24 protein-coding genes are annotated in these 25,209 nt (G+C 58.2%); 2 read left to right on the top strand and 22 right to left on the bottom strand.

Annotated features, from left to right (window positions below):
• Window positions 1-45 precede the first annotated feature (45 nt).
• The 15 genes from rnhB to rpsB form a co-directional block, all read right to left on the bottom strand.
• Entirely contained in the window at window positions 46-693 is a 648-nt protein-coding gene (gene rnhB / locus ACSSNI_RS09755) for a ribonuclease HII (protein ID WP_200637662.1), read from the bottom strand.
• Complete coding sequence (lpxB, locus tag ACSSNI_RS09750) at window positions 693-1,826, bottom strand: lipid-A-disaccharide synthase (protein ID WP_200637660.1); 1,134 nt, start codon at window positions 1,824-1,826, stop codon at window positions 693-695. The genes rnhB and lpxB overlap by 1 nt, the downstream gene beginning before the upstream one ends.
• A 1-nt stretch (window position 1,827) precedes the next feature.
• A complete protein-coding gene (lpxA, locus tag ACSSNI_RS09745; RefSeq protein WP_200637658.1) occupies window positions 1,828-2,604 on the bottom strand; it encodes an acyl-ACP--UDP-N-acetylglucosamine O-acyltransferase in 777 nt (258 codons plus the stop codon).
• Entirely contained in the window at window positions 2,601-3,041 is a 441-nt protein-coding gene (gene fabZ, locus ACSSNI_RS09740) for a 3-hydroxyacyl-ACP dehydratase FabZ (protein WP_019342391.1), read from the bottom strand. Before fabZ ends, lpxA begins: the two co-directional genes overlap by 4 nt.
• 99 nt (window positions 3,042-3,140) lie before the next feature.
• Window positions 3,141-4,199 carry a UDP-3-O-(3-hydroxymyristoyl)glucosamine N-acyltransferase gene (lpxD, locus tag ACSSNI_RS09735; protein ID WP_200637656.1) on the bottom strand — a complete coding sequence of 353 codons (1,059 nt, stop codon included), beginning with the start codon at window positions 4,197-4,199 and terminating at the stop codon, window positions 3,141-3,143.
• Window positions 4,199-4,702, bottom strand: a complete 504-nt coding sequence (locus ACSSNI_RS09730) for an OmpH/Skp family outer membrane protein (RefSeq protein WP_200637654.1) — start codon at window positions 4,700-4,702, stop codon at window positions 4,199-4,201. The genes lpxD and ACSSNI_RS09730 overlap by 1 nt, the downstream gene beginning before the upstream one ends.
• Before the next feature lie 46 nt (window positions 4,703-4,748).
• Entirely contained in the window at window positions 4,749-7,112 is a 2,364-nt protein-coding gene (gene bamA / locus ACSSNI_RS09725) for an outer membrane protein assembly factor BamA (protein WP_200637652.1), read from the bottom strand.
• 69 nt (window positions 7,113-7,181) lie between these two features.
• Complete coding sequence (rseP, locus tag ACSSNI_RS09720; RefSeq protein ID WP_200637651.1) at window positions 7,182-8,534, bottom strand: RIP metalloprotease RseP; 1,353 nt, start codon at window positions 8,532-8,534, stop codon at window positions 7,182-7,184.
• 85 nt (window positions 8,535-8,619) lie between these two features.
• A complete protein-coding gene (gene ispC / locus ACSSNI_RS09715; RefSeq protein WP_234484440.1) occupies window positions 8,620-9,834 on the bottom strand; it encodes a 1-deoxy-D-xylulose-5-phosphate reductoisomerase in 1,215 nt (404 codons plus the stop codon).
• Entirely contained in the window at window positions 9,807-10,622 is an 816-nt protein-coding gene (locus ACSSNI_RS09710; protein WP_448259192.1) for a phosphatidate cytidylyltransferase, read from the bottom strand. Before ACSSNI_RS09710 ends, ispC begins: the two co-directional genes overlap by 28 nt.
• Window positions 10,616-11,377: a polyprenyl diphosphate synthase gene (gene uppS, locus ACSSNI_RS09705; RefSeq protein ID WP_200637647.1), complete on the bottom strand. Its 762-nt coding sequence runs from the start codon at window positions 11,375-11,377 to the stop codon at window positions 10,616-10,618. Before uppS ends, ACSSNI_RS09710 begins: the two co-directional genes overlap by 7 nt.
• A gap of 158 nt (window positions 11,378-11,535) precedes the next feature.
• Window positions 11,536-12,093 (bottom strand): ribosome recycling factor, encoded by a 558-nt coding sequence (gene frr, locus ACSSNI_RS09700; protein ID WP_025240920.1) that lies wholly within the window; start codon window positions 12,091-12,093, stop codon window positions 11,536-11,538.
• Window positions 12,090-12,833, bottom strand: a complete 744-nt coding sequence (gene pyrH / locus ACSSNI_RS09695; protein ID WP_045429014.1) for a UMP kinase — start codon at window positions 12,831-12,833, stop codon at window positions 12,090-12,092. Before pyrH ends, frr begins: the two co-directional genes overlap by 4 nt.
• Before the next feature lie 196 nt (window positions 12,834-13,029).
• The gene (gene tsf / locus ACSSNI_RS09690) at window positions 13,030-13,899 is read right to left on the bottom strand and encodes a translation elongation factor Ts (protein ID WP_200637645.1); all 870 of its coding nucleotides are present in this window, start codon (window positions 13,897-13,899) and stop codon (window positions 13,030-13,032) included.
• Between the two features lie 125 nt (window positions 13,900-14,024).
• Window positions 14,025-14,765 carry a 30S ribosomal protein S2 gene (rpsB, locus tag ACSSNI_RS09685; protein ID WP_102834894.1) on the bottom strand — a complete coding sequence of 247 codons (741 nt, stop codon included), beginning with the start codon at window positions 14,763-14,765 and terminating at the stop codon, window positions 14,025-14,027.
• A 301-nt stretch (window positions 14,766-15,066) separates the two neighbouring features.
• On the opposite strand from rpsB, the gene map reads away from it, so the two are divergent.
• Window positions 15,067-15,849: a type I methionyl aminopeptidase gene (gene map, locus ACSSNI_RS09680; protein WP_200637642.1), complete on the top strand. Its 783-nt coding sequence runs from the start codon at window positions 15,067-15,069 to the stop codon at window positions 15,847-15,849.
• Window positions 15,850-15,880: 31 nt separating this feature from the next.
• Complete coding sequence (locus ACSSNI_RS09675) at window positions 15,881-18,583, top strand: [protein-PII] uridylyltransferase (RefSeq protein WP_200637640.1); 2,703 nt, start codon at window positions 15,881-15,883, stop codon at window positions 18,581-18,583.
• Window positions 18,584-18,641: 58 nt separating this feature from the next.
• On the opposite strand, the gene ACSSNI_RS09670 is transcribed toward ACSSNI_RS09675, so the two are convergent.
• From ACSSNI_RS09670 to ACSSNI_RS09640, 7 genes are all read right to left on the bottom strand, one after another.
• The gene (locus ACSSNI_RS09670; protein ID WP_102834898.1) at window positions 18,642-18,971 is read right to left on the bottom strand and encodes a Na+/H+ antiporter subunit G; all 330 of its coding nucleotides are present in this window, start codon (window positions 18,969-18,971) and stop codon (window positions 18,642-18,644) included.
• Between the two features lie 9 nt (window positions 18,972-18,980).
• Window positions 18,981-19,250 (bottom strand): K+/H+ antiporter subunit F, encoded by a 270-nt coding sequence (locus ACSSNI_RS09665; RefSeq protein ID WP_200637634.1) that lies wholly within the window; start codon window positions 19,248-19,250, stop codon window positions 18,981-18,983.
• Window positions 19,235-19,735, bottom strand: a complete 501-nt coding sequence (locus ACSSNI_RS09660) for a Na+/H+ antiporter subunit E (RefSeq protein ID WP_200637631.1) — start codon at window positions 19,733-19,735, stop codon at window positions 19,235-19,237. Before ACSSNI_RS09660 ends, ACSSNI_RS09665 begins: the two co-directional genes overlap by 16 nt.
• Window positions 19,732-21,234, bottom strand: coding sequence for a monovalent cation/H+ antiporter subunit D (locus ACSSNI_RS09655; protein WP_200637630.1), 1,503 nt, complete (start codon window positions 21,232-21,234; stop codon window positions 19,732-19,734). The genes ACSSNI_RS09660 and ACSSNI_RS09655 overlap by 4 nt, the downstream gene beginning before the upstream one ends.
• Window positions 21,231-21,560 carry a Na+/H+ antiporter subunit C gene (locus ACSSNI_RS09650; RefSeq protein WP_102834902.1) on the bottom strand — a complete coding sequence of 110 codons (330 nt, stop codon included), beginning with the start codon at window positions 21,558-21,560 and terminating at the stop codon, window positions 21,231-21,233. Before ACSSNI_RS09650 ends, ACSSNI_RS09655 begins: the two co-directional genes overlap by 4 nt.
• Window positions 21,560-24,352 (bottom strand): monovalent cation/H+ antiporter subunit A, encoded by a 2,793-nt coding sequence (locus tag ACSSNI_RS09645; RefSeq protein WP_200637628.1) that lies wholly within the window; start codon window positions 24,350-24,352, stop codon window positions 21,560-21,562. The genes ACSSNI_RS09650 and ACSSNI_RS09645 overlap by 1 nt, the downstream gene beginning before the upstream one ends.
• 291 nt (window positions 24,353-24,643) lie before the next feature.
• On the bottom strand, window positions 24,644-25,105 hold the full coding sequence (locus tag ACSSNI_RS09640) for an outer membrane lipoprotein (protein WP_102834904.1): 462 nt from the start codon (window positions 25,103-25,105) through the stop codon (window positions 24,644-24,646).
• Window positions 25,106-25,209 lie beyond the last annotated feature (104 nt).

The following is a 25,209-nucleotide window of genomic DNA, read 5'->3' as shown; positions in this document are numbered from 1 at the left end:
TCAGCGGAAAGCACGCCTCGATAGACTGAGGAATGCCGGCGAAGATCAGCCTAGCAGGCTAGCCGTTTCGGCGGTTACGCGCTCAACCACGGCGCCGCCTTGCTCCAGGAGGTTGCGCACAGGCGCGAAGGAACGGCGATGGATGATGGTCGGGCCGAGACGCCGCAGGGCGTCGAGGTGATGCGGCGTTGGATAGCCTTTATGGGCGGAAAGCCCATAACCGGGATAGCACAGATCCAGCGCACACATTTCCCGATCCCGGCTGACCTTGGCCAGAATCGATGCAGCGGCAATTGCGGGTACCTGTGCATCGCCCTGTATGACCGGTGCGCTCGGCACCGCAAGCTGGGGGCACCGATTACCGTCGATCAAGGCCAATCGAGGTCTGACGCTGAGCCCTTCAACTGCACGCTGCATGGCCAGCATGGTGGCATGAAGGATGTTCAGCTGATCGATCTCATGCACCTCGGCGCGGGCAATGCACCAAGCCAGCGCTTTCTCGCAAATCTCATCGAATAACGCCTCGCGGCGCGCCTCGGTGAGCTTCTTCGAGTCGTTCAAGCCTTCGATCGGACGCAAGGGGTCAAGGATCACCGCTGCAGTAACCACGGGTCCACACAGCGGCCCACGGCCCACTTCATCGACGCCAGCGACCAGCTCTTCAACCAGATTGAAATCCAGCCCGATTTGCATCAGCGCGCGCCTATCAGTTCAAGCACTGCATCGGCCGCCTGGCTCGAGGCATCGCAACGCAGCGTACGGTGAATCGCATCAAACCCGTCGGTCTGCCTGTCGCCGTTATCCAGCAATGGCGACAACAGCTGAGCCATTGCGTCTGGAGTCGCAGCGTCCTGAAGCAACTCAGGAACAAGGAGCCGCTGCGCCAACAAATTAGGCAAGGCCACATACGGGCTTTTAACCAGGCGCTTGAGGATCCGAAACGTCAGCGGTGCAACGCTGTAAGCCACCACCATGGGCCGCTTGTATAGCAAGGCCTCGAGCGTTGCGGTGCCAGAGGCGATCAGCACTGCATTGCAGGCGGCCAACGCCTCATGGGAACGACCGTCAAGCAACGTCAGCGGCAGGTCCCGTCCTGTCAGCATCTGCTCCAACTGAGCTCGCCGCTCGGGACTGGCACAGGGCACCACGAAACGAATCCCCGGACGCATCGAGCGCAAACGATCGGCTGCGGCCAGGAACAGTTCGCCAAGGCGACCCACCTCTCCGCCCCGACTACCGGGCATCAACGCCACGACCAGCCCGTCCTGCGGCAGATTCAATAGAACCCGCGCCTCGGCGCGATCAGCTACTAATGGGATAGTGTCGGCCAGTGGGTGGCCTACAAAACGCACCGCCACCTGATGGTCGTGGTAAAACTTCGCCTCGAAGGGAAACAGAGTCAGCATCAGGTCGCAGGCTTCACGGATTTTCAACACACGCTTTTGACGCCATGCCCAGACCGAAGGGCTGACGTAATGCACCGTCCTGATACCAGCACGACGCAATTTAAGCGCCAGGTCCAGATTGAAATCCGGCGCGTCAATTCCGATAAATACATCGGGACGCACTTCAAGCAAGGTCTTGAGCAGTCGCTTGCGTCGTCCGAGCAGTTCCGGTAGGCGCCCGAGCACCTCAACCAGCCCCATGACAGCCAGGCGTTCTTGCGGAAAATAGGATTTAAGCCCCTGCGCCTCCATTCGAGGGCCGCCCACCCCAACGAATTCGACCATCGGATGCTGCGCCTTCAGCGCTTGCATCAATCCGGCGCCAAGAATGTCGCCAGACGCTTCGCCAGCAACCAACGCAACTTTAAGAGGTTTTGACATATCAGCGGGTGATACCGCGGTTCGAAGCCCGCACTGAGTCTCTAAACAGCGCTACCTCAGGAAAAGCCTGGGCATCCACCTCGAGCGCAGTCAGTGCAGCTTCTACCGTCAATCCCTTGCGATAGACGACTTTATAAGCATTGCGCAGTGCCATGATGGCTTCGGTGCTGAAGCCCCGACGACGCATGCCTTCGAAGTTCATGCTGCGTGCTTCGGCCGGATTGCCAAATACCGTCACAAAAGCGGGAACATCTTTGCCTATGGCCGTGCCCATGCCGGAAAAGCTGTAAGCACCGATGTGGCAATACTGATGGACAAGGGTGTATCCGGACAGGATCGCCCAGTCACCCACATGCACATGGCCAGCTAGCGCTGTGTTATTGACCAGGATGCAATGATTGGCGATGACGCTGTCATGGCCAATGTGCGCATAGGCCATGATCAGATTGTGGTCACCGAGCGTGGTCTCGCCTCGATCCTGCACGGTGCCGCGGTGAATGGTCACCCCTTCGCGGATCACGTTGTGATCACCAATCAGAAGGCGGGTAGGCTCACCCTTGTATTTGAGGTCGGGGGTATCTTCACCCACAGAGGAAAACTGGAAGATTCGATTGTGCCGGCCGATACGGGTCGGCCCCTTGATGACCACGTGAGACGCGATCACGGTACCCTCGCCTATTTCGACATCCGGGCCGATGATCGACCACGGGCCGACCTGAACGTCATCCGCCAGCCGGGCCGCAGGATCGACGATGGCGCGAGGGTCGACCAAACTCATATCTTCTGTTCCGCACAAATGATTTCCGCCGAGCATACCGGCTTACCGTCAACACTGGCGCGGCAATCGAACTTCCAGATTCCGCGCTTGGCGCTGATGAAGGATGCCTCAAGCGTCAACTGATCGCCCGGCACTACGGGTTGCCGGAAACGCAGCTTGTCCGAGCCGACGAAAAAGTACAGTGTGCCATCGGCTGGCTTCGCACCCATCATCTTGAAACCAAGCAGCCCCGCCGCTTGCGCCATGGCTTCAATGATCAAGACGCCCGGCATGATCGGATGCTGCGGAAAATGCCCGTTGAAGAACGGTTCGTTGATGGTGACATTCTTGTAGCCGCGAATACGCTTGGCATCCGTGTCTAACTCCACCACCCGGTCAACCAGCAGAAAGGGGTACCGGTGGGGAAGGTATTCGCGTATCTCGTTGATATCCATCATTTGGAAAAAAGCCCGTTAGGAGAATGGGAGCCTGCACAGCCATATAGCCGAGCGACCCGCTGGCAAATGCCTTCTGAAAGGAGCGGTCAGACGGTATGGTCAGCCATCTGAAGCCGTATCCCCGCGTGGGGTCACGGATGCCAAGCGCTTTTCTACCTGCTGCAGCCGGCGCGCCATGTCGTCAAGGTGCCGAATCCGAGCAGCACTCTTGCGCCATTCCGCGGCAGGCTGCATGGCCGTTCCAGAAGAATAGCTTCCCGGCTCGGTGATCGACCGCGTGACCATGGTCATGCCTGTGATGAACACGTTATCGCAGACCTCGATATGCCCAACGAGCCCAGCGCCGCCCGCAATCATGCAGTTACGACCAACCTTCGTGCTACCGGAAATGCCGGAACAGCCAGCCATGGCAGTGTTATCACCGATCTGTACGTTATGCGCGATCATGATCTGGTTATCCAGCTTGACGCCATTGCCTATAACCGTATCCGATATGGCACCTCGGTCGATGGTGGTATTGGCGCCAATCTCGACGTCATCACCGATACGCACGCCACCGAGCTGAGCAATCTTTTCCCAACTGCCCTGCTCATTGGCGAAGCCGAACCCTTCACCTCCGATCACCGCACCGGGTTGAATGACCACGCGTTCGCCGATGATTACGTCGTGACAGAGGGTAACGCGAGCAGCGAGCCGACCTCCGGCGCCGATGCGGCTTCGCGCACCGACAAGGGATTGTGCTCCGATCTCCACACCGGGCCCCACCCAGGCATCTGCCTCAATCACCACCTGCGCTCCAATGCGCGCCGAGGGATCAACCGAGGCACTGGGGTCAACAACTGCAGTGGAGTGAATACCGATGGGCGCCAGTGGGCGCCTCTCAAACAGATGCGAGAGGCGTGCATAGGCAAGATACGGGTTAGCTACAACCAATGCGGCACCGGTGTAGCCATCGGCATCCTTGGCGGTAAGCAGCACGCCGCCCGCTTTAGTCGCGGCCAGAAATTTCCGGTACTGCGCATTGGCCAGAAAGCTCAAATGCTCAGGGCCAGCATCCTGCAACGTCGCGAGACCTGACACTTGCAGCGAGCCATCGCCGCGCAGGTCGGCACCGAGCCGTTCGGCCAGGTCGCCGAGCGTATAAGCCACTCTGCTCATTAGCGCAGCTGATTCATGCGCTCAATGACCTGGCGGGTGATGTCGTACTGCGGCTTGACATCAACCACCGCGCCACGCTCGAGCACCAGATCATAGTCACCTTTTTTGATGACCTCTTCGACCGCCTTGTCCAGCTTTGGCTTGAGCTGCTTGAGCATGTCACGATCAGCGGATGCTTTAGACTCGTTCAGCTCCTTCGACAGAAACTGGAAGTCGCGGGCCTTTTGCTTGAATTCAAGCTCAAGACGCTCACGTTCAGCCTGCTGCATCTTATCGCCGTCTTTGCCCAGACGGTCCTGAATGCGCTTGGCGTCGCTCTCCAGTCCTTTGAGCTTCTCCAGCTGTGGGCCGAACTTCTTCTCTGCGTCGACCGAATAGCGCTTGGCTGCGTCCGATTCGAGCAGAGCCATCTGATAGTTCATCACCGCTATTTTCATTTCAGCAAATGCGGGGGTCGCCACTAGAGCAGTGGCAATGACAAGCAATTGGGTCAACTTACGCACGGTATATACCACTCTTCAGGATGCGCTGGAGCATGGCTCCAGATGATTAAAAGGTTTGGCCCAGCGAGAACTGGAAGACCTGAGTATCCGCTTCGTCCGGCTTCATTACCGGCATCGCCAGACTGAAACTCAGCGGCCCCATAGCAGTGATCCAGGTCAGACCGACACCGACCGAACTGGCCATGTCGCCGATATCGATATCGCTGCATTTAGCCGAGCCCGACGGGCAATTCGTATCGTAGACGTTACCCACGTCCCAGAACACCGAGGTGCGCAACGAGCGTTGATCCTTGACGAACGGCATCGGAAACAGCAGTTCCATTCCGCCCTGGATCAACACGTTACCACCGTAGGGCAGCGCATCCTGATCAGGATCGGCAATGGTGCCCTCATTCCCGGTTACAGGCTCGCCACGACTCGGCGTGCTGCGCGGACCGAGACTGCTGTCTTCGAAACCACGGACAGAGTTGAAACCACCTGCATAGTAGTGCTCATAAAACGGCAGCCGTGAGGTCGAGCCATAGGCATCGCCATAGCCCAGCTGCGTATGCAGCCGCATGGTGTAAGTCTTGGTAACCGGCACGAACAGCTGAGCGTTGTAATCGAGTTTATAGAACGACAGGTCGCTGCCTGGAATGGTAATTTCCAGCGACAGGCTCTGTGAATGCCCCCGGGTTGCCAGAACGCCACGGTTCAACGTCGACTCAGACCAACCGACTGAAGCCTTGAAGTTGAGATAACTGTCGCCTTCCTGCTCGATGAAATCGAAAATCTCATCAACCGTGTAGCGTCCACTGTCGATCGTGTCCTGTTGCGCGGACAGACCAAACGACAGCCGCGAAGTCTCGCTGATCGGATAGCCAATGTTCACACCGCCACCCAGACTATCGACCGAGTAGCTTGAAACGTCGTAGTCCAGCTCGTCGTAGTCGGTGGTTCGATAGAAAGCATTATATCCAAGGCTGACGCCGTCTTCGGTCCAGTAGGGATCCACAAATCCGAAGTTGTAACGCGACTGGTATTCGCTGCGGGTGAGCCCTACGCTGACACGATTACCGGTGCCTAGGAAGTTGTTCTGACTGATCGACCCGCCGAGAATCAGACCCGCATTCTGCGCAAATCCGATGCTCGCCATAATCGAGCCAGAGGGCTGTTCCTCGACGCTGTAGTTCACATCGATCTGGTCGTCGGTACCTGGGACCTGCGGCGTCTCGACGTTCACTTCCTTGAAGAAGCCCAACCGCTCGAGACGAGTCTTGGACTGATCGATCAGATAGGTCGATGCCCACCCGCCTTCCATTTGGCGCATCTCGCGTCGCAGCACCTCGTCTTCGGTCTTGGTGTTGCCGCGGAAGTTGATGCGATTGACATAGGCACGCTTGCCCGGATCGACCACAAAAGTGATCGATACAGTGTTGTCCTCGTCGTTGGTTTCCGGCACGCCGTTGACGTTGGCGAAGGTATAGCCCTCATTGCCCAAGCGGCGCGTGATCAGCTCCGAGGTGGTAGTCATCACCTTTCGCGAGAAGACCTGCCCTTCCTTTGCCAACAGCAAGGATTGCAGCTCTTCTTGGGGCACTTTCAAATCGCCGCTCAGTTTGACGTCACTGACGGTATAGCGGTCGCCTTCAGCGATGTTTACCGTGATATAGACGTCTTTCTTGTCTGGCGTGATGGACACCTGGGTAGAGGTGATGTCCATGTTGATATAGCCGCGATCCAAGTAATAGGAGCGCAGACGCTCAAGATCACCGGACAGCTTCTCCCGCGCGTACTTGTCGTCATTACGGAAGAACGACAACCAGTTACTGGTCTTCAACTCGAACAGGTCAGAAAGATCTTCGTCAGGAAACACGGAATTGCCGACGACGTTGATATGCTTGATTGCCGCGACGGAACCTTCGTTTATGTTGATCTTCAACGCGACGCGGTTGCGTGGCTGCGGAACAACCTCAGTTTCGATCGTGGCCGAGTAGCGACCCTGCGCAACATACTGCCGCTGCAGCTCGTTGCGCACACCTTCGAGCGTGGCTCGCTGGAAGATTTCACCTTCGGCAAGGCCTGACTGCTGGAGACCGGAAAGCAGGTCTTCGGTCTTGATTGCCTTATTACCATCGATTTCGATGCCGGAGATCGACGGGCGCTCGACTACGTTGATTACCAGCACATCGCCTTCACGGCCGAGCTGGATGTCTTCAAAAAAACCGGTGCGAAACAACGCTCGGGTTGCATCGACCAGCCGACTGTCGTCAGCTGCCTGACCGACATTCAGCGGCAACGCGCCAAAGACACTGCCAGCAGAGACTCGCTGCAGACCGTTGACGCGTATATCGGAAATAGTGAAGGACTCGGCGTGAACTTCGGCAATCATCAGTGCGGAAATAACCGCAGGTAGCAGCAGACGTTTCATGAAGTCCTTTCTTTTCAAACCTGATAATTGAACCTGCGCGTGGCGCGGCGACATCAAGGTATATGGCGGTTAAAGGCGGCCAAGGTCGTTGACCAGCGCAAGCAGCATCACCCCAACAACCAGGCTGATACCGATCTGTACTCCCCAGCCCTGGACCCTGTCCGACAAGGGACGTCCACGGACCCACTCGACCAAGTAGAAGAGCAGATGCCCTCCATCCAGGACAGGGATAGGCAATAGATTGAGTACCCCAAGACTTATGCTCAGGTAGGCGAGGAAATTCAGGAAGTCGCCCACGCCCGACTGTGCAGAAGCGCCCGCCACTTTAGCAATGGTTATCGGACCGCTCAAGTTTTTTACCGAGAGCTCCCCGAACAGCATTTTCCTAAGCGAATCCAGTGTCAGAACGCTCATTGTCCATGTGCGACGAAGCCCTTCACCGACAGCTTCGACAGGACCATGACTGACCTGACGCAACATTTCCGGTGGCCATTCCCCCCCCGCAACGCCAGCACCAAGATAACCCCGACGCTTATCCCCATCACCACGCTCAGCCAGCGTCAGGGGCAGATCAATCTGCTGGCCGTCACGCTCGACCCCCAGTAACACTGCCCGTCCGGCCAGCGGCTTAACCCGATCTATTACTGCTTGCCATTCGGTCAGCGCCTCTCCATCAAGACTGACCAAACGATCCCCTAGTTGAACACCAGCAGCCTGAGCCGGCCCTTCCGGATCCAGCTGGGCAACCACCGGTGCGATTTCCGGACGCCAAGGGCGAATGCCCAACGAACCGATCGGGTCAGGTTCTTCGGCGCCTTTCAGCCAATCCGTCAGCTCCAGCTGCAGCCGTTGCGGCTGATCGCCATCAACCCCACGCACCAACATCTCCAGCGATCCGCTTTCACCTAGTCGCCGGATGAGCTGCAAGTTGACCTCTGCCCAACCAGCCGTTGGCTTGCCGTTGATTTCGACGATTTCCTGCCCTGGCATCAGCCCTGCCCGCTCAGCAAGGCTACCGACCTCTACCGCGCCCACAACTGGACGAACCTGCTCGGTGCCCAGCATGGCCAACGCCCAGAAGAACACCAGGGCAAGCAGAAAATTGGCTAACGGCCCAGCGGACACAATGGCGAAACGCTGCTTTACGGTTTTGCGGTTGAAGGCCTGTTCCAGCAGAGCGGGCGGTACGTCGCCCTCGTGCTCATCGAGCATCTTGACGTAGCCGCCGAGAGGGATCGCGGCGAGAACGAACTCGGTACCCTGGCGGTCATGCCAGCGCAACAACGGCCGACCGAAGCCTACCGAGAAGCGCAGAACCTTGACGCCGCAACGACGAGCTACCCAGAAGTGCCCGAACTCGTGAAAGGTTACCAGTACACCCAGCGCCACGAGGGTGCCAATGATCATGTACAGCGCGCCCATATTTCCTCTGCCTCGAAAGGTCTTTTAGCAGCCTGTCAGCCCGATCAATGCCGGAGCGTCACAGCCAAGTTGGGACTTTTGATCACTATCGATCGCGGGTTTGCAACCAGCTCGAAGCAAGCTTGCGAGCCTGCGTATCGGCGGCAAACACGTCAGCAAGGCAACGAGCCGGAACCGAAGCCTCCTGATCGAGAACGTCCTCGATAATACTCGCGATTTCAGTGAAGCGAATGCGGCCGTTCAGGAAAGCATCCACAGCCACCTCATTTGCGGCATTGAGCATCGCAGGCGCCGTTCCGCCGTCCTGAGCGGCCTGTCGGGCGATCCGAAGACACGGAAATCTGTGCTGGTCGGGGGCCTCGAAATCCAGACGGGTCACCTGAAGCAGGTCCAGGGCAGATACGCCTGAGTCGATCCGCTCCGGCCAGGCCAACGCATGTGCAATAGGTGTGCGCATGTCGGGGTTACCCAGCTGAGCCAAGACCGAACCGTCGACGTAGTCGACCATCGAGTGGATGACGCTTTGCGGGTGAATCACGACCTCGACCTGGTCCGGCCGAGCATCGAACAGCCAGCAAGCCTCGATGAGCTCAAGCCCCTTGTTCATCATGCTCGCCGAATCGACCGAAATCTTGCGACCCATGGACCAGTTCGGGTGAGCACAGGCCTGATCAGCAGACACAGCAGCGAGCTGCTCCAGAGGCAGTTGACGGAACGGCCCACCTGAGGCGGTAAGCAGAATTCGCCGGACGCCAACACGGCTCAGGCCGGCAGCATAATTGCCAGGCAGACATTGGAATATGGCGTTGTGCTCGCTGTCGATGGGCAGCAACACCGCCTCGCTGTCGTGTAGCGCCTGCATGAACAGCGCGCCGGACATGACCAGCGCTTCTTTGTTCGCTAACAGAACCCGCTTGCTGGCTTGAACCGCCGAGAGCGTCGGACGCAAACCGGCCGCACCAACAATCGCGGCCATAACCACATCGACCTCGGGATGCGCTGCAACCTCACTCAGACCACCCTCACCTACCAGCACCCGGGTTTTGACGCTATCGCTGTCGAGTTGCTCCTGCAGCACACGAGCCCTGCTGCTATCAGCCACTACGGCATACCGGGGATGGTGCAGTCGGCACAGCTCACGCAACTCGGCGATGCGACTGAATGCAGTAAGCGCAAAAGCCCGGTAACGCTCGGGATGACGGGCGATGACATCAAGCGTGCTCAGCCCGATGGAACCGGTCGCGCCAAGAATTGTTACCTGCAGCGGGCCACTCACCATGCACCCCAACCGGCGAGCCATAGCAGAACCGTGAATACGGGTACCGCAGCTGTCAAGCTGTCGATACGATCCATCACGCCACCGTGCCCTGGAAGCAGCTGGCTGCTATCCTTGATACCAGAGCTGCGCTTGAACATGCTTTCGGTCAGATCACCAACAACGGAAATGACCACTACCAGAGCCGCACCCAACAGAGCGAGCACTAGCTCACGTGTGGACCAGGACTGATAGAGACCAACAGAAAACGTAATCAGCAGGCTGGTAACCAGGCCACCAATCATCCCCTCCCAACTCTTGCCCGGACTGACCTGCGGAGCGAGCTTGCGACGACCAAAGGTCTTGCCTGCCGCATAGGCACCGATATCAGCGCCCCAGACCAGTACCATCACAGCAACGATCAGCCAATTGCCTTGCGGCCACTGTTTCAGCAAAACCAGACCCTGCCAGGCGGGCAACAGAATCAGCAATCCGATAAACAGGCTGCCGGCACGCCCACCCCAGTGCCGCTGCCTTCTGGGATAGCTGACCACCAACGCCGCAGCCGCCAGCCACCAGACCACGCTGATCGCTAGCAACCATGATGCCAAGACGGGAGCCGAATACAGCCCAGCAAGCAGAAGAGCGACCGCCGCCGCATAAAGAATCCGGACCGCCTGAGCCTCGAACCCCGCTAGACGCGCCCACTCCCAGCCCCCAAGCACTACTACGAGGCCTATGAACAACGCAAAAGCGAGACCCTCAAGAAGGAAAAACCCAATCAGTGCGATCGGAAGAAGGATGGCTGCCGTGATGATGCGATGCTTCAGCATTCAGCTCGAACCTCTATTTCTACCTGATCCCCGGTCTTACCGAAACGTCGTTGACGCTTGGCGAAATCGGCCAATGCAGTACGCATAGCGTCGTGCTTGAAATCGGGCCAATACAGGTCCGAGAAATACAACTCAGCGTAAGCCAGCTGCCATAAAAGGAAATTGCTGATGCGCCGCTCACCCCCGGTACGAATGCAGAGGTCCGGCGGAGGCATGTCACCAGTTGCCAGATAGCGCTGAAAGACGGCAGGCGTGACCTCATCCGGATTCAGGCGACCCTCCTGCGCTTCGTGAGCCAATCGCTGTGCGGCTTGGAGTATGTCCCATTGGCCGCCATAGTTGGCAGCCACTTGAAGCACGAAACGGCCTGCTCCCGCGGTCATCCTCTCAGCCTCAAGCATTGCTGCCTGCAACTCCGGATGAAAGCGAGAGCGATCACCAATGATTCGCAAGCTGATGCCATTTTCATTGAGCTTGCGCGCTTCGCGGCGTAGAGCAGTCAGAAAGAGCTCCATCAGAGCCCCAACCTCTTCAGCAGGCCTTTGCCAGTTCTCACTGGAAAAGGCAAACAGCGTAAGCACCTCAACACCTGCCTCAGCGCAGACCTCGATAACGGCTCGCACCGCATCTACACCGGCCTTGTGCCCAGCCACGCCGGGCAAGAGACGACGCTTCGCCCAGCGATTGTTACCATCCATGATGACTGCGACATGACGGGGTACATTCCGCCCGGCAATCTGCCTGACCTTATCCATGAAACGACTCTACCTGCGCTCAATCACGCTGCGAACAATGGGAGAAACCGCCAGCGGCAGCTTCCGGGGATACGACTGGTTAGCCCCTCGCGCCGCGACCCTGCTTGGCTCGGCGCACTCCGACGTGTGCAGTACGGACGAAGTCCGGTACAGCGACATCAAACAGCCATCAGGTCGTTTTCCTTACCTTCAAGCGCCTTGTCGATCTCCGCAACGTACTTGTCGGTCAGCTTTTGAACGTCGTCCTGTCCGCGTCGTTCCTCGTCTTCGCTGATTTCCTTCTCCTTCACCAGATCCTTCAACTGAGCAATGGCATCGCGACGGATATTGCGCACGGCGACACGAGCATTCTCGGCCTCCGAACGCGCCTGCTTGGTGTACCCCTTACGGGTCTCTTCAGTAAGCGCAGGCATCGGCACGCGGATGGTAGTGCCAGCCGTGGCAGGATTCAGGCCGAGATCAGACGTCATGATCGCCTTTTCGACAGCCTGAATCATGCCTCGATCGAAGACCGTAAGGGCCAGAGTGCGCGAGTCTTCCGCGGTTACGTTGGCTATCTGGCGCAGAGGCGTGTCACTACCGTAATAAGACACCATAACGCCGTCGAGAATACTCGGATGAGCACGACCGGTACGAATCTTGGCGAACGCGTGCCCCAGCGATTCCAGGGTTTTCTTCATGCGTTCCTGTGCGTCTTGCTTGATCTCGTTGATCATTGATACTGCTCCTCGATCAGGGTTCCTTCGGCGCCGCCAAGCACAATATTGAGCAGGGCACCGGGCTTGTTCATATTGAACACCCGCAGCGGCATGTTGTGGTCGCGGCACAGGCAGATGGCGGTCAGGTCCATGACGCCCAGCTTGCGGTCAAGCACATCATCATAAGTCAGCTGTTCGAACTTTTCGGCATTCGGATCCTTGAATGGGTCCGCCGTATAAACACCGTCAACCTTGGTGGCTTTGAGCACCACATCGGCATGAATCTCGATGGCACGCAGGCAGGCGGCCGAATCGGTGGTAAAGAACGGATTGCCGGTGCCCGCGGAGAAGATCACCACTTCGCCGCTCTTCAGGTGACGCATCGCCTTGCGGCGGTCGTAATGGTCAGTAACACCGACCATCGAAATCGCCGACATGACCAGTGCGGGAATGTTTGAGCGCTCCAAGGCGTCACGCATGGCCAGGGAATTCATGACCGTAGCGAGCATGCCCATGTGGTCGCCAGTTACACGGTCCATGCCCGCAGCAGACAGCGCAGCACCACGGAAGAGGTTGCCGCCACCAATGACCAGGCCAACCTCTACGCCGATGCCCACTAACTGACCAACTTCCAAGGCCATGCGATCAAGCACCTTGGGATCGATGCCAAAGTCCTCGGACCCCATAAGGGCCTCGCCGCTTAATTTGAGCAGAATGCGTTTATAGCGAGGATTGCGTGCACTCATCTGCTGAGCCATTGGCGTTGTCTCTCCTGCGGCATTTGTATGACTAGGCTGGCCTGCAGCCGGAAAAAATGTCTGCGCTATGACAGCGCAGTATCGCGTTGGTGCCAAGCGGTGACCGTCGCATTGGCGAAAAACATTTCAACCCTCCAATCCGACAAAGAGGCCGCGCGCGTAAGCGGGCAGCCTCTTTGAGGACAGCAGAAGCGTCTTATTGCTTGGTGGCAGCTACCTGAGCGGCGACTTCAGCAGCAAAGTCGACCTCGGCGCGCTCGATGCCTTCACCTACTTCGTAACGCACGAAGGAAACGATTTCGGCACCAGCCTTCTTAGCCAGCTCACCGACCTTGACGTCCGGATCCTTGACGAAGGCCTGTTCGACCAGGCTGGCTTCAGCAAGAAACTTGCTGATACGGCCTGCAACCATCTTCTCGACGATTTCGGCCGGCTTGCCTTTGATCTTGTCTTCGTTCAATGCCAGGAAGATTTCCTTTTCCTTTGCAACAGCCTCTTCGGAGACCTGCGACGGATCCAGGAACTGCGGGTTGCTAGCAGCGACGTGCATGGCGATTTCCTTCGCCAACTCAACGCTACCACCCTTCAGCGCAACGAGCACACCGATACGGTGACCGTGCAGATAAGCACCTACCAGATCCGCCTCAACGGTAGTCAGGCGGCGGATATTGACGTTCTCTCCGCACTTGGCAACCAGCGCTTCACGATCAGTTTCCTGAGCTGCAACCAGCGGCGCAGCATCGGTCATCTTCTCGGCAAAAGCCTTCTCGACGCTGTTGCTGACGAAATTCTTGAAGTCGTCCTGCAGGGCCAGAAAGTCGGTCTGCGAGTTGACTTCGATAATCACGGCACGCTTGTTGTCATCAGCAACCTTAACCGCAATAGCGCCTTCTGCAGCGATGTTGCCAGCCTTCTTGGCGGCCTTGATGGCACCCGCAGCACGCATGTCATCAATGGCTTTCTCGATGTCGCCACCAGCAGCGGTGAGCGCCTTTTTGCAATCCATCATGCCTTGGCCAGTGCGCTCGCGCAGTTCTTTAACCAGGGCTGCAGTGATCTCTGCCATGTTCGCAAATCCTCTCGATTCGATTGTCGATCATGCCCTCAACTCGGGCGATCAATTCGGAATTGGCAAAAAGGGGGCATAGCCCCCTTTCTGTTCAACGGGTATCAGCTAGGCGACAGATGCGCTCAGCCTTGAGCGGCCTCGGCAGCTGCCTCTTCGACGAACTCGTCAGCACCGCCAGCATTGTTCTGACGACCACGCAGCACAGCGTCCGCCATGGAGCCGAGATAGAGTTGCACGGCACGGATGGCGTCATCATTACCAGGGATGATGTAGTCGACGCCTTCCGGGCTGCTGTTGGTATCAACGATGCCGATAACCGGAATACCCAGCTTGTTGGCTTCGGAGATAGCAATGCGCTCGTGATCAACGTCAACAACGAACATGGCGTCCGGCAGGCCGCCCATGTCCTTGATGCCGCCGAGGCTACGATCCAGCTTTTCCAGATCGCGAGTACGCATCAGCGCTTCTTTCTTGGTCAGCTTCTCGAAGGTGCCGTCCTGAGCCTGGGTTTCCAGCTCACGTAGACGCTTGATCGAGGCGCGAATGGTCTTGTAGTTGGTCAGCATGCCGCCCAACCAGCGATGATCGACGTACGGCGAGCCACAACGAGCAGCTTCTTCGCGAACGATCTTGCCAGCGGAACGCTTGGTGCCAACGAACAGAATCTTGTTCTTGCCTGCAGCCAGCTTCTCAACGAAGCGCAGAGCGTCGTTGAACATCGGCAGGGTTTTCTCAAGGTTGATGATATGGATCTTGTTACGCGCGCCAAAGATGTACTTATTCATCTTCGGGTTCCAGTAACGGGTCTGGTGGCCGAAGTGCACACCGGCCTTCAGCATATCGCGCATAGTGACTTGAGACATGAGAGTTCCTCAGATAAGTCGGGTTAGGCCTCCACGCGTCCCGATATCCAACTCTTGCGAGCACCCAGGATACCGTGTCGACACGTGTGTGGGGTCAGGCTCGGCAGGTAGTCCCGCAGAGCGGCGCGTTTTATAGCACAAGCAAGCATCGGAGGCTAGCGCGTGCTGACATTGAATGAAGTTATCAAGGCTGCCTCTGTTTGCCGGAGCCGCCAGGGCCGCCTGCAGGCCACGCCCTCTTTGGTTTATCATTTGCCGCTTATATCTATTCGCCTGCGCCTCTTGGCGCCAAGAGGGTTGCATGACTGTTTCCATCAAGACGCCTGAAGACATCGAGAAAATGCGCATTGCCGGCCGCCTGGCCGCCGAGGTGCTGGAAATGATCGGTGATCACGTCAAGTCGGGCGTCACCACCGAAGAACTGGACCGCATCTGCCACGACCACATCGTCAACGTGCAACAGGCTGTACCTGCCCCGCTCAACTACAAGGGCTACCCCAAATCGATCTGCACCTCAATCAACCACGTCGTATGCCATGGCATCCCGAACGACAAGCCGCTCAAAGACGGTGACATCCTCAACATCGACATCACGGTCATCAAGGACGGCTACCACGGCGATACCAGCAGAATGTTCATTGTCGGCAAAGCGCCAGAGTGGGCCGAGCGACTCTGCAAGGTAACGCAGGAGTGCCTTTATAAAGGGATCGAAGTGGTCCGCCCCGGTGCGCGCCTTGGCGACATTGGTGAAGTGATTCAGAAGCACGCCGAGAAGAACGGTTTCTCCGTCGTCCGCGAGTACTGCGGACATGGCATCGGCAAGGTTTTCCACGAAGAGCCGCAGGTGCTGCACTACGGCCGAGCTGGGACCGGTCTTGAGCTAAAGGAAGGGATGACCTTCACCATTGAACCAATGATCAACCAGGGCCGGTCAGAAACCCGTCTGCTTGGCGACGGCTGGACAGCGATTACCAAGGACCGCAAGCTATCCGCCCAATGGGAACACACCCTTGTGGTCACTGCAGATGGCTATGAGATCTTCACCCTTCGCAGCGATGACACCATAGCCCGCACATCGCCCTGATATTTTTGATGCTTTGACGGAGGGCGACGGTATGCCTCAGGTTGATTCCGAATTGTTCGACCGCAGCCAGTTCCAGGCTGAACTGGCACTTAAGGCCAGCCCCATCGCCGCCTTCAAGAAAGTCATTCGCAAGGCCAGAGAGGTGCTCGATGCGCGCTTCCTCGCCGGCCAGGATATCCGTAGCCTGATCGAAGGCCGCGCCTGGTTCGTTGACCAGATCCTGCGCGCCGCCTGGGGCCGCTTCGACTGGAGCAACGAAGCACAGATCGCGCTGGTCGCGGTAGGCGGCTATGGGCGCGGCGAACTGCACCCCTATTCCGATATTGATCTGCTGATCCTCCTCGATAATAACGATCAGGAAATTTTTCGGGACGCCATCGAGCGATTTCTAACGCTGCTCTGGGACATCGGCCTGGAAGTTGGCCAGAGTGTGCGTTCGGTGCAGGAGTGTGCCGAGGAGGCACGTGCAGACTTGACCGTCATCACCAACCTCATGGAGAGCCGCACGATCGCCGGCCCCGAACGCCTGCGCCAGAACATGCTGAAGGTCACCAGCCCTTCAGAAATGTGGCCCAGCAAGGAATTCTTTCTTGCCAAGCGTAACGAGCAGGCCACCCGCCATTCGAAGTACAACAATACCGAGTACAACCTGGAGCCAAACGTCAAAGGCTCCCCTGGCGGGCTGCGTGACATACAGACCATTCTGTGGATAGCGCGGCGCCAGTTCGGTAGTTTGAATCTCAGCGCTATCCTTGATCAGGGATTCCTGACCGAAGGCGAATACTCACTGCTGGTGGCCGGGCAGGAGTTCATCTGGCGTGTCCGTTACGGGCTTCACATGCTGGCCGGACGCGCGGAGGATCGCCTGCTGTTCGACCACCAGCGCAGTCTCGCCGCCCTCCTTGGCTACGAAGACAGCGATGCCAAGCTGGCGATCGAGCGCTTCATGCAGAAGTACTACCGCGTCGTGATGAGCATTTCAGAGCTAAGCGACCTGGTCGGACAGCACTTCGCCGAGGTAATCCTCTGGGAAGGCGACAGCGGCGATGCGGTGCCGCTCAACAGCCGCTTCCTGGTGCGCGACGGCTATCTGGAAGTAGCCGATGATTCAGTGTTCAAGCGCAGGCCCTTCGCGATACTGGAGATCTTCGTACTGCTGGCCCAACATCCCGACATTCAGGGTGTACGAGCGGAGACCATCCGCCTACTCAGGGACCACCGGCATCTGATCGACGACGAGTTTCGCAGCGACATCCGCAACACCAGCCTGTTCATCGAGCTGTTCAAATGCAAGGAAGGCATCCACCGCAATCTGCGGCGCATGAATCGCTACGGCATTCTCGGGCGGTATTTGCCCGAGTTCGGCCATATCGTCGGGCAGATGCAGCATGACCTCTTTCATATCTACACGGTCGATGCCCATACGCTCAACGTCATCAAGTACCTGCGCAAACTGAGCAAACCCGGAGTCGCCGAAAAGTATCCACTGGCCAGCAAATTGGTGGAACGGCTACCCAAACCGGAGCTCATCTACATCGCCGGGCTCTATCACGATATCGCCAAGGGCCGTGGCGGCGACCATTCGGAGCTGGGCGCAGTGGATGCGCAGGAATTCTGTGTACGCCACAAGCTGCCTGCATGGGACACGCGCCTGGTGGTATGGCTGGTCGAGAACCATCTTGTGATGTCAACGACCGCCCAGCGCAAGGACCTGTCGGATCCTCAGGTAATCAACGACTTTGCCCAGCAGGTAGGTGACGAAACCCACCTCGATTACCTGTATGTGCTGACTGTTGCAGACATCAATGCAACCAACCCGACACTCTGGAATTCCTGGCGGGCAAGTCTGCTGCGCCAGCTGTACACCGAAACCAAACGCGCCCTCAAGCGTGGCCTGGAAAACCCACTTGGGCGTGAGGAGCAGATTCGCCAGACCCAGCGAGCCGCACTCGACAGCCTGGTGCGCAACGGAACCGATCCAGATGATGCTGAACAACTATGGTCGCAGCTGGGCGATGACTATTTCATGCGTCACAGCTCGGTCGATGTGGCCTGGCACACCGAAGCCATCATCGAGCACCCGAGCGACGGCGGTCCGCTGGTCCTGATCAAGGAAACCACCCAGCGTGAATTCGAAGGTGGCACTCAGATCTTTATCTATGCGCCAGATCAGCATGACTTCTTCGCCGTGACCGTCGCGGCCATGGACCAGCTGAACCTGAACATTCACGACGCCCGAATCATTACCTCGAGCAGCCAGTTCACGCTGGACACCTACATCGTGCTGGACGCCGACGGTTCACCCATCGGCAACGACCCCGAGCGCACAGAAGAAATTCGACAAGGGCTGATCACCGCGCTGCGGAACCCGGCTGATTATCTGACCATCATTCAGAAACGCGTACCGCGACAGCTCAAGCATTTCGCGTTCCCGCCGCAGGTCACCATTCACAACGACATGCAGCGCCCGCAAACGATCATCGAGGTCGTTGCACCAGACCGCCCCGGGCTACTGGCGCGCATCGGCCAACTGTTTCTGGACTTTGATCTCTCGGTACAGAATGCCAAGATCGCCACGCTGGGCGAGCGTGTAGAGGACGTTTTCTTCGTCACCAATGCAGACAACCAGCCTTTGTCAGACCCGCAGCTATGCACTCGCTTGCAGCAGGCAATGATCAAGCAGTTGACCCAGGACAACGAGCATCAGCCCTCACCTAGCAGCATCGTCATCTAATCAGCAACGGCATCCTGCCTCTGCGACGAGGCGGTAGCGAATATCGCCGGGGCCTGAGTCAATCCCAGGGCTTGCCTCGGGTTTTCTCTGTGTAGGGCAGCCTCTGCTGCATGGCTGCCTTCGCCAGCACATGCGCGCTGACTGGTGCGGTCAAAAACAGAAACAGGGTGATCAGCACCTCATGGACGCTGAGGCCGTTGCCCTGATTACTGAAGAAGATCATCGAAGCGATGACGATCCCACCGACTCCAAGCGTGGTCGCCTTGGTTGGGCCATGCAAACGCGTAAAGAAATCAGGAAGACGATACAAACCGATCGCGCCTACCAGGGCAAACACGCTTCCCACTATTAGAAATGCGCTTACCAGCAGCTCTATCCAGAATGGCATGCAGCCTCCTCAGTCGATGATCTCACCGTGCAACAGGTGTTTCCCCACTGCCACGGTACTGACGAAGCCCATCACCGCGATGAGCAGAGCAGCCTCGAAGAACAGGTCGGACGTGAGCCAGATGCCAAACAAGACGATCAAGGCCAACGCATTGATGTACAGGGTGTCGAGCGCCAACACCCGATCAGGCATGTCGGGCCCCTGGACCAGCCGCACCACATTCAGGATCGCTGCGATTCCAATGATCGCCATGCACAGCGGAATTACGTACGTGAGCATTCGAAAATCTCCAGCAGCGGTGTTTCGTACCGGTTTTTCACCTCGGCCACCAGCGCTTCCGTGTCGGGCGCATCCAGCGCGTGGATCAACAGCATCTTGTGGCCGGGCCGCAAAGCAGCCGATACCGTCCCTGGGGTCAGCGAGATGATGCTGGTCAGCACAGCGAGAACGAACGGATGCTCGATCGCCATCGGCACTTCGACGAAGGCAGGCCGCAGCCGGTCCCGAGAACTGAGCACCAGCTTGGCCACGCTGACGTTGGCCACGACGATGTCGTAACAGACCTTTAACAGGAACAGGCAAAGCTTCAACGGGCGGCGGACCTTCGGCAGATCGACCAGAAACCCCTGCACCAACAAAGGAATCGCCCAACCCAGAACCAGTCCAAGCACCAGATGCCCCACGCTTAGCGCATTACTGAGAAGCAACCAGAGCAGCGCCAGCAGCAAGGTTAGCGCGGGATTGGGAAGCAGGCGGGACTTCATGCCTCACCTCCCCGAATGATTTGCATATAAGGCCCCAGATCGAACAGCTGCGCTGCCGTCGCTTGCATATAGGCCTGAATCGGCTGCGCCACCACGACCAACAACACGCTTCCCAACAGCAATCCGAAACTGGCCACCACGCGCACTCGATCCGCAGGTCGCCCGACGCTGACCGCCTCACTTGGCCGCCAGAAGACCATACTGCCGGCTCGGCTTAGCGCGATGACCATCCCTAACCCGCCCACCAGCACCACAGGCCACAGCAGCAGGGCGTCGACCCCAGCAGGCACAGCCTGCAGCAGCATCACCTTGCCGATGAATCCTGAAAAAGGCGGGAGCCCGGCGATCGAAATCGCACCGGCAAAAAACAATGCCCCCAGCATCAATGGCTGCTTGAGCGCTGGTGCCGAAAGCAGCTCTGAGGCCATATCGCCGCGCTGGCGAGCAATGAGGTCAGCGAGCAGGAACAAGCCCCCGGAAACCAGAGTGCTGTGCACCAAGTAATACAGGGCAGCACTGAGGCCCACCTCCGACCCCAGCGCGATGCCGGCCAGCAGGGTGCCCACCGAAACCACCACCAGATAGGACAGCAGGACCTGCAGGTTGCGGGCCGCCAGCGCACCCAGTACGCCGCCGATCAGCGTGAGCATCGCTAGTGGCCACAACCAGTCGAGGACCATGTTGCTCAGCACACCCGCTTCGCTGCCGAAAATCAGTGTGAAGACTCGCACGATGGCGTAGAGCCCAAGCTTGGTCATGATCGCGAACAACGCCGCCACTGGCGCAGTCGCCGCGGCGTAGGCTCGTGGTAGCCAGAAATACAGCGGCAGAATCGCGCCCTTCAGTGCGAAAACCACTAGCAACAAGTAGCCCGCCGCAGCGAGAAGCGGCGCGTCGGCCGGGTCGGCCGCACTCACCCGCCCCGCCAAGTCGGCCATGTTCAAGGTTCCGGTCAGGCCATAAAGCATGCTGACGCCGATCAGAAACAGCGATGAACCCAGCAGGTTCAGCACAACGTAGTGGATGCCCGCCTGCACGCGCTTCGCGCCGTGGCCATGAAGCAACAGCGCGTAGGACGAGATCAACAGGATCTCGAAGAACACGAAGAGATTAAACAGATCACCAGTCAGAAAAGCGCCGTTGATGCCTGCCAGCTGGAACTGAAACAACGCATGGAAGTTCGGGCCGCGCTCGTCATCTCCACGCGCGGCATAAAGCACCGAAAAGCCAGCAAGCACCGCGGTCACCAGCAACATCAAGGCACTCAGCCGATCCAGCAACAGCATGATGCCGAACGGCGGCTGCCAGTCACCGAGACGATACACGGACAGCTCGCCAGCATTTGCCTGCCAGGCCAGCCACAAGGCCAGCGGCACCAGCAGCCAGGTGGCGGTTACTGATAGCAAACGCTTAAGCGATGCGCCACGGCGATGAATCAACAGCAAACTGCACCCGACCAACAGGGGCAGCAGGATCGGCATGATCAACGCATGATTCATTTGCCCGGCTCCCGACCATCAACATGATCGGTACGCAGCTCGCCCAGACCGCGAAGGGCCAGTACCACAACGAATGCGGTCATGGCGAAGCCTATGACGATTGCAGTCAATACCAAGGCTTGCGGCAAGGGATCACCGTACTCGGCGCTCGCCCCGATGATTGCCGGAACCCCTGTCGAAAGACGCCCCATGGCGAATATGAAGAGATTCACTGCATATGAAATCAAGGTCAGCCCCATGACCACCGGAAATATCCGTGCACGTAGCAGCAAATACACGCCACTTGTCATCATCACGCCCAACGTGACCGCATAGACGATTTCCATCAAACCACCTCCTTGCACGACTCGTCCTGACTGACATGACCGAGGTTGGAAAGAATCAGCAGCGTTGCCCCTACAACAGCCAAATACACACCGAGATCGAACAGCATCGCGGTTGCCAGCTCAAAGTCGCCAATCAACGGAAGATGAAAATGGCCGAAGGCCGAGGTCAGGAAGGGCCGACCGAACAACCAACTGCCGAGCCCGGTCAGACCGGCAATCAGCACACCAAGCCCGGCCACGCCGTGATAGCTGAACGGCTGACGCTGCTGCGCCCAGACCACACCATGAGAGATGTACTGCAGAATCAGGGCGACTGCTGTAATGAGCCCAGCGATGAAGCCACCCCCAGGGAGATTATGGCCGCGCAAAAAGATGAATACCGACACCAACAGCGCCATCGGCAACAGCACGCGCGACAGCGTGTCGAGGACCATCGGGTGCCTGTCGGTGGACCATAGCCGGCCGCCGTAATCCCTGACCGGGTGAGGCAGATGCAAGCCATGAAGCAGGCCATAGATCCCTACTGCGGCAATTGCCAACACGGCGATCTCGCCCAGAGTATCGAAGCCACGGAAGTCGACCAGGATGACGTTGACCACGTTGGTTCCACCGCCTCCGGATACGCTGTTCTCGAGAAAGAACGAGGCAATGCTGTCATACGGCCGACTCAAGACCGCATAGGCAAGCAAGGCCACCATGGTGCCAAAGGCCGACGCAATGATCAGATCGCGGAAACTGCGCAGACTACTCGACTCGACCGGCGTACGGTCAGGCATGAAAAACAAGGCCAGGATCAGCAGGATGATAGTCACTACCTCAACTGAAATCTGAGTCAAGGCCAGATCCGGTGCCGAGTAGCGGGCGAACACCAGGGCGACCAACAACCCCACCACACTGAGCACCATCAGCGCCATGAGACGTCTGCGGTGAAAGATCACCGTCATTACCGACGCCAGGGCGAGCAACAGCATCCCGACAACGGTGATGCCGTCCAGCGGCGTCAGCGGTACAGTGCCGCGCAGCGCTTGTAGGGGGGTCAAGGCATACACAACTACCAGCAGCGAGCTGACCAGCATCAGCACCAGATACCGCTGCAACGATCCGTTCTCCATGCGCTCGGTCACCCAGCGCGCCGTTGCAGCTATGCCGCTGACCACCTGAGCAAAGACCTGCAGCGAATCGACACGCGGCAGCCCTTCATACCAGCGAAACGCCCACTTGCGCATCGAGTAGATCAACAGGCCACCGCCCAGCGCTACGAAACTCATCGCCAAGGGAAGGTTGAAGCCATGCCATATGGCCAGGCTGTAGTCAGGAACGTCACCGCCCAGGCTGCCGGCAACAGCCGCAGCCAACAAAGGTGCGACAGTGTAGGCCGGCAAGGTACCCACCAGCAGGCAAAGCAACACGAGGATCTCAACGGGAATCTTCATGTACCGCGCCGGCTCATGCGGCGGATATTTGGGCAGGTCGATCGGTTCGCCGTTGAAAAACACGTCATGCACGAAGCGCAGCGAGTAAGCGACTGAAAAGGCGCTCGCCAGCGTCGCCAGAGCCGGGATTGTCCAGTAAAAGCTACCCAACAGATGCTGGTCGAGCGTCTCGGCAAAGAACATCTCCTTGCTGAGAAAGCCATTTAGCAGCGGCACGCCGGCCATCGCCAGCGACGCCACAATTGCCAGCGCCGCCGTATGCGGCATGTACTTCAACATGCCGTTGATTCGCCGCATATCGCGAGTTCCGGTCTCGTGGTCAATGATCCCCGCGGCCATGAACAACGAAGCCTTGAACGTTGCGTGATTGATGATATGGAAGATCGCAGCCACCGGCCCGAGGCGTGAGTCGAGACCGAACAGCAAAGTGATCAGTCCCAGGTGACTGATGGTCGAATACGCCAGCAACCCTTTCAGGTCGTGCTGGAAGAGCGCCATGACCGCGCCGATCAGCAACGTCGCCAAGCCCGTCAAACTGACCAGATAAAACCACCATTCCGAATCGGAAAGGGCCGGGTACATCCGCGCCAACAGAAACACGCCAGCCTTGACCATGGTCGCGGAGTGCAGAAATGCCGATACAGGGGTGGGCGCCGCCATCGCCTGTGGCAACCAGAAGTGAAACGGAAACTGCGCCGATTTGGTAAATACACCGAGCAGAATCAGAATCAAGGTCAGCGGATACAAGCCGCTGGCGCGGATCAAATCACCCGACGCCAAGACAGTGCTTAGCTCGTAGCTGCCGACGATATGCCCGATCAGCAAAATACCCGCCAACAGCGCTAGCCCGCCGCCTCCTGTAATTGCGAGGGCCATGCGCGCGCCCTGGCGTGCATCGGAGCGGTGATTCCAAAAACCAATCAACAGGAACGACGAAAGGCTGGTCAGCTCCCAGAACATCAACATCAACAGAAGGTTTTCAGCTAGCACCACACCGAGCATGGCGCCCATGAACAATAGAAAGAAGCCGAAAAAGCGCCCCATCGGCTCGCTCTTCGACAGGTAATAGCGTGCATAAAGGATGACGAGCAGGCCGATGCCGAGAATCAACAGCGCAAAGAGAAATCCCAGACCGTCCAACCTCAAACTGAGATTCAACCCCAGTTCGGGAAGCCAGGGCAGGGTCTGGACTTCCGTCTCGCCGCCAAACACGGCGGCACGCTTGGACAACAGCAATGCCAACGCCAGCAATGGGGCCAGACCGGCACCGAATGCACAGGCAGATCGCCCAAACCGCTCAAGCAGCAACGGCAGGCATATGCCCAGGAATGGCAACGCGATGATCAGCGCAAGCGCCATGAGTAAAACCCCTTAAGCCGTGCGTGCGCACGGCAGTTATATCCCTTGGTCGGCCCTTTCGCAGCCCGAAGGGGCATGGCGGTGTGCGCCGATTATCCATACCGACCGTAGCAACGTCATGGATTCAAGTATTTCGAAAAACAAAAAGCGCAGCCTGAACACCGTATCAGCCGGCATTCAGGCTGCGCCCTGTCTCCCAACCCGCTTAGAAAAGTCGCCTGCGATTCATAGCATCTGACTGGCGTCCGCGACAGCCCGTTGCTAACGCTCCCCCGGCCGACACGAACGGTATCAGGGTGCGATACGGCTGGTGCCATTGACCGTCATGATTCGTACGCGCTGACCGACACGAAACACCTGATTGGGCTCGACTTCCTGAACATAGGCGCGCATGTTGCCGTCATCCTCACGCACCGTGATTTCAACGCCTTGAGCCCGTGTGATGCCCTCCTCCGCTGCTGAACCGAGCATACCGCCGGCCAGTGCGCCGATCACCGCCGCCACGGCACTGCCCCGACCGCCGCCAACCCCGCTACCAGCAATACCACCGACCACAGCGCCTGCGCCGGTACCGATCGGGGTCTTGGTCCCTTCGAGCTTGACCGGGCGCAATGACTCGATCGTGCCATAACGTACCGTCTGGACGGTCCGCGCCTCGTCGCGGGAATAGCTATCCCCGGTAAGGTTGGAAGTACAACCGCCGACGGCAAGCGCCACGACGGTGAACGAAGCAACAACGATAGAGTGGCGCATAGGTACTCTCCTGGGAAACGAGGTTGAACCCGACCGTGGTCAGTCGGTGCGGCGAAGAAACACTTGGCAACCGCCTCGACCTGACTCAGCATTCATTCAACTAG

Source organism: Stutzerimonas tianxiuensis, assembly GCF_053470365.1.
The sequence above is the reverse complement of the archived record's forward strand: the minus strand, read 5'-3'. Positions and strand labels throughout refer to the sequence as shown.

Coding starts and splice junctions, on each gene's coding strand:
- rnhB (WP_200637662.1), bottom strand. CDS start 693: ATGCAAATCGGGCTGGATTTCAATCTGGTTGAAGAGCTGGTCGCTGGC.
- lpxB (WP_200637660.1), bottom strand. CDS start 1,826: ATGTCAAAACCTCTTAAAGTTGCGTTGGTTGCTGGCGAAGCGTCTGGC.
- lpxA (WP_200637658.1), bottom strand. CDS start 2,604: ATGAGTTTGGTCGACCCTCGCGCCATCGTCGATCCTGCGGCCCGGCTG.
- fabZ (WP_019342391.1), bottom strand. CDS start 3,041: ATGATGGATATCAACGAGATACGCGAATACCTTCCCCACCGGTACCCC.
- lpxD (WP_200637656.1), bottom strand. CDS start 4,199: ATGAGCAGAGTGGCTTATACGCTCGGCGACCTGGCCGAACGGCTCGGT.
- bamA (WP_200637652.1), bottom strand. CDS start 7,112: ATGAAACGTCTGCTGCTACCTGCGGTTATTTCCGCACTGATGATTGCC.
- rseP (WP_200637651.1), bottom strand. CDS start 8,534: ATGGGCGCGCTGTACATGATCATTGGCACCCTCGTGGCGCTGGGTGTA.
- ispC (WP_234484440.1), bottom strand. CDS start 9,834: ATGGCTCGCCGGTTGGGGTGCATGGTGAGTGGCCCGCTGCAGGTAACA.
- ACSSNI_RS09710 (WP_448259192.1), bottom strand. CDS start 10,622: ATGCTGAAGCATCGCATCATCACGGCAGCCATCCTTCTTCCGATCGCA.
- uppS (WP_200637647.1), bottom strand. CDS start 11,377: ATGGATAAGGTCAGGCAGATTGCCGGGCGGAATGTACCCCGTCATGTC.
- frr (WP_025240920.1), bottom strand. CDS start 12,093: ATGATCAACGAGATCAAGCAAGACGCACAGGAACGCATGAAGAAAACC.
- pyrH (WP_045429014.1), bottom strand. CDS start 12,833: ATGGCTCAGCAGATGAGTGCACGCAATCCTCGCTATAAACGCATTCTG.
- tsf (WP_200637645.1), bottom strand. CDS start 13,899: ATGGCAGAGATCACTGCAGCCCTGGTTAAAGAACTGCGCGAGCGCACT.
- rpsB (WP_102834894.1), bottom strand. CDS start 14,765: ATGTCTCAAGTCACTATGCGCGATATGCTGAAGGCCGGTGTGCACTTC.
- map (WP_200637642.1), top strand. CDS start 15,067: ATGACTGTTTCCATCAAGACGCCTGAAGACATCGAGAAAATGCGCATT.
- ACSSNI_RS09675 (WP_200637640.1), top strand. CDS start 15,881: ATGCCTCAGGTTGATTCCGAATTGTTCGACCGCAGCCAGTTCCAGGCT.
- ACSSNI_RS09670 (WP_102834898.1), bottom strand. CDS start 18,971: ATGCCATTCTGGATAGAGCTGCTGGTAAGCGCATTTCTAATAGTGGGA.
- ACSSNI_RS09665 (WP_200637634.1), bottom strand. CDS start 19,250: ATGCTCACGTACGTAATTCCGCTGTGCATGGCGATCATTGGAATCGCA.
- ACSSNI_RS09660 (WP_200637631.1), bottom strand. CDS start 19,735: ATGAAGTCCCGCCTGCTTCCCAATCCCGCGCTAACCTTGCTGCTGGCG.
- ACSSNI_RS09655 (WP_200637630.1), bottom strand. CDS start 21,234: ATGAATCATGCGTTGATCATGCCGATCCTGCTGCCCCTGTTGGTCGGG.
- ACSSNI_RS09650 (WP_102834902.1), bottom strand. CDS start 21,560: ATGGAAATCGTCTATGCGGTCACGTTGGGCGTGATGATGACAAGTGGC.
- ACSSNI_RS09645 (WP_200637628.1), bottom strand. CDS start 24,352: ATGGCGCTTGCGCTGATCATCGCGTTGCCATTCCTGGGCATATGCCTG.
- ACSSNI_RS09640 (WP_102834904.1), bottom strand. CDS start 25,105: ATGCGCCACTCTATCGTTGTTGCTTCGTTCACCGTCGTGGCGCTTGCC.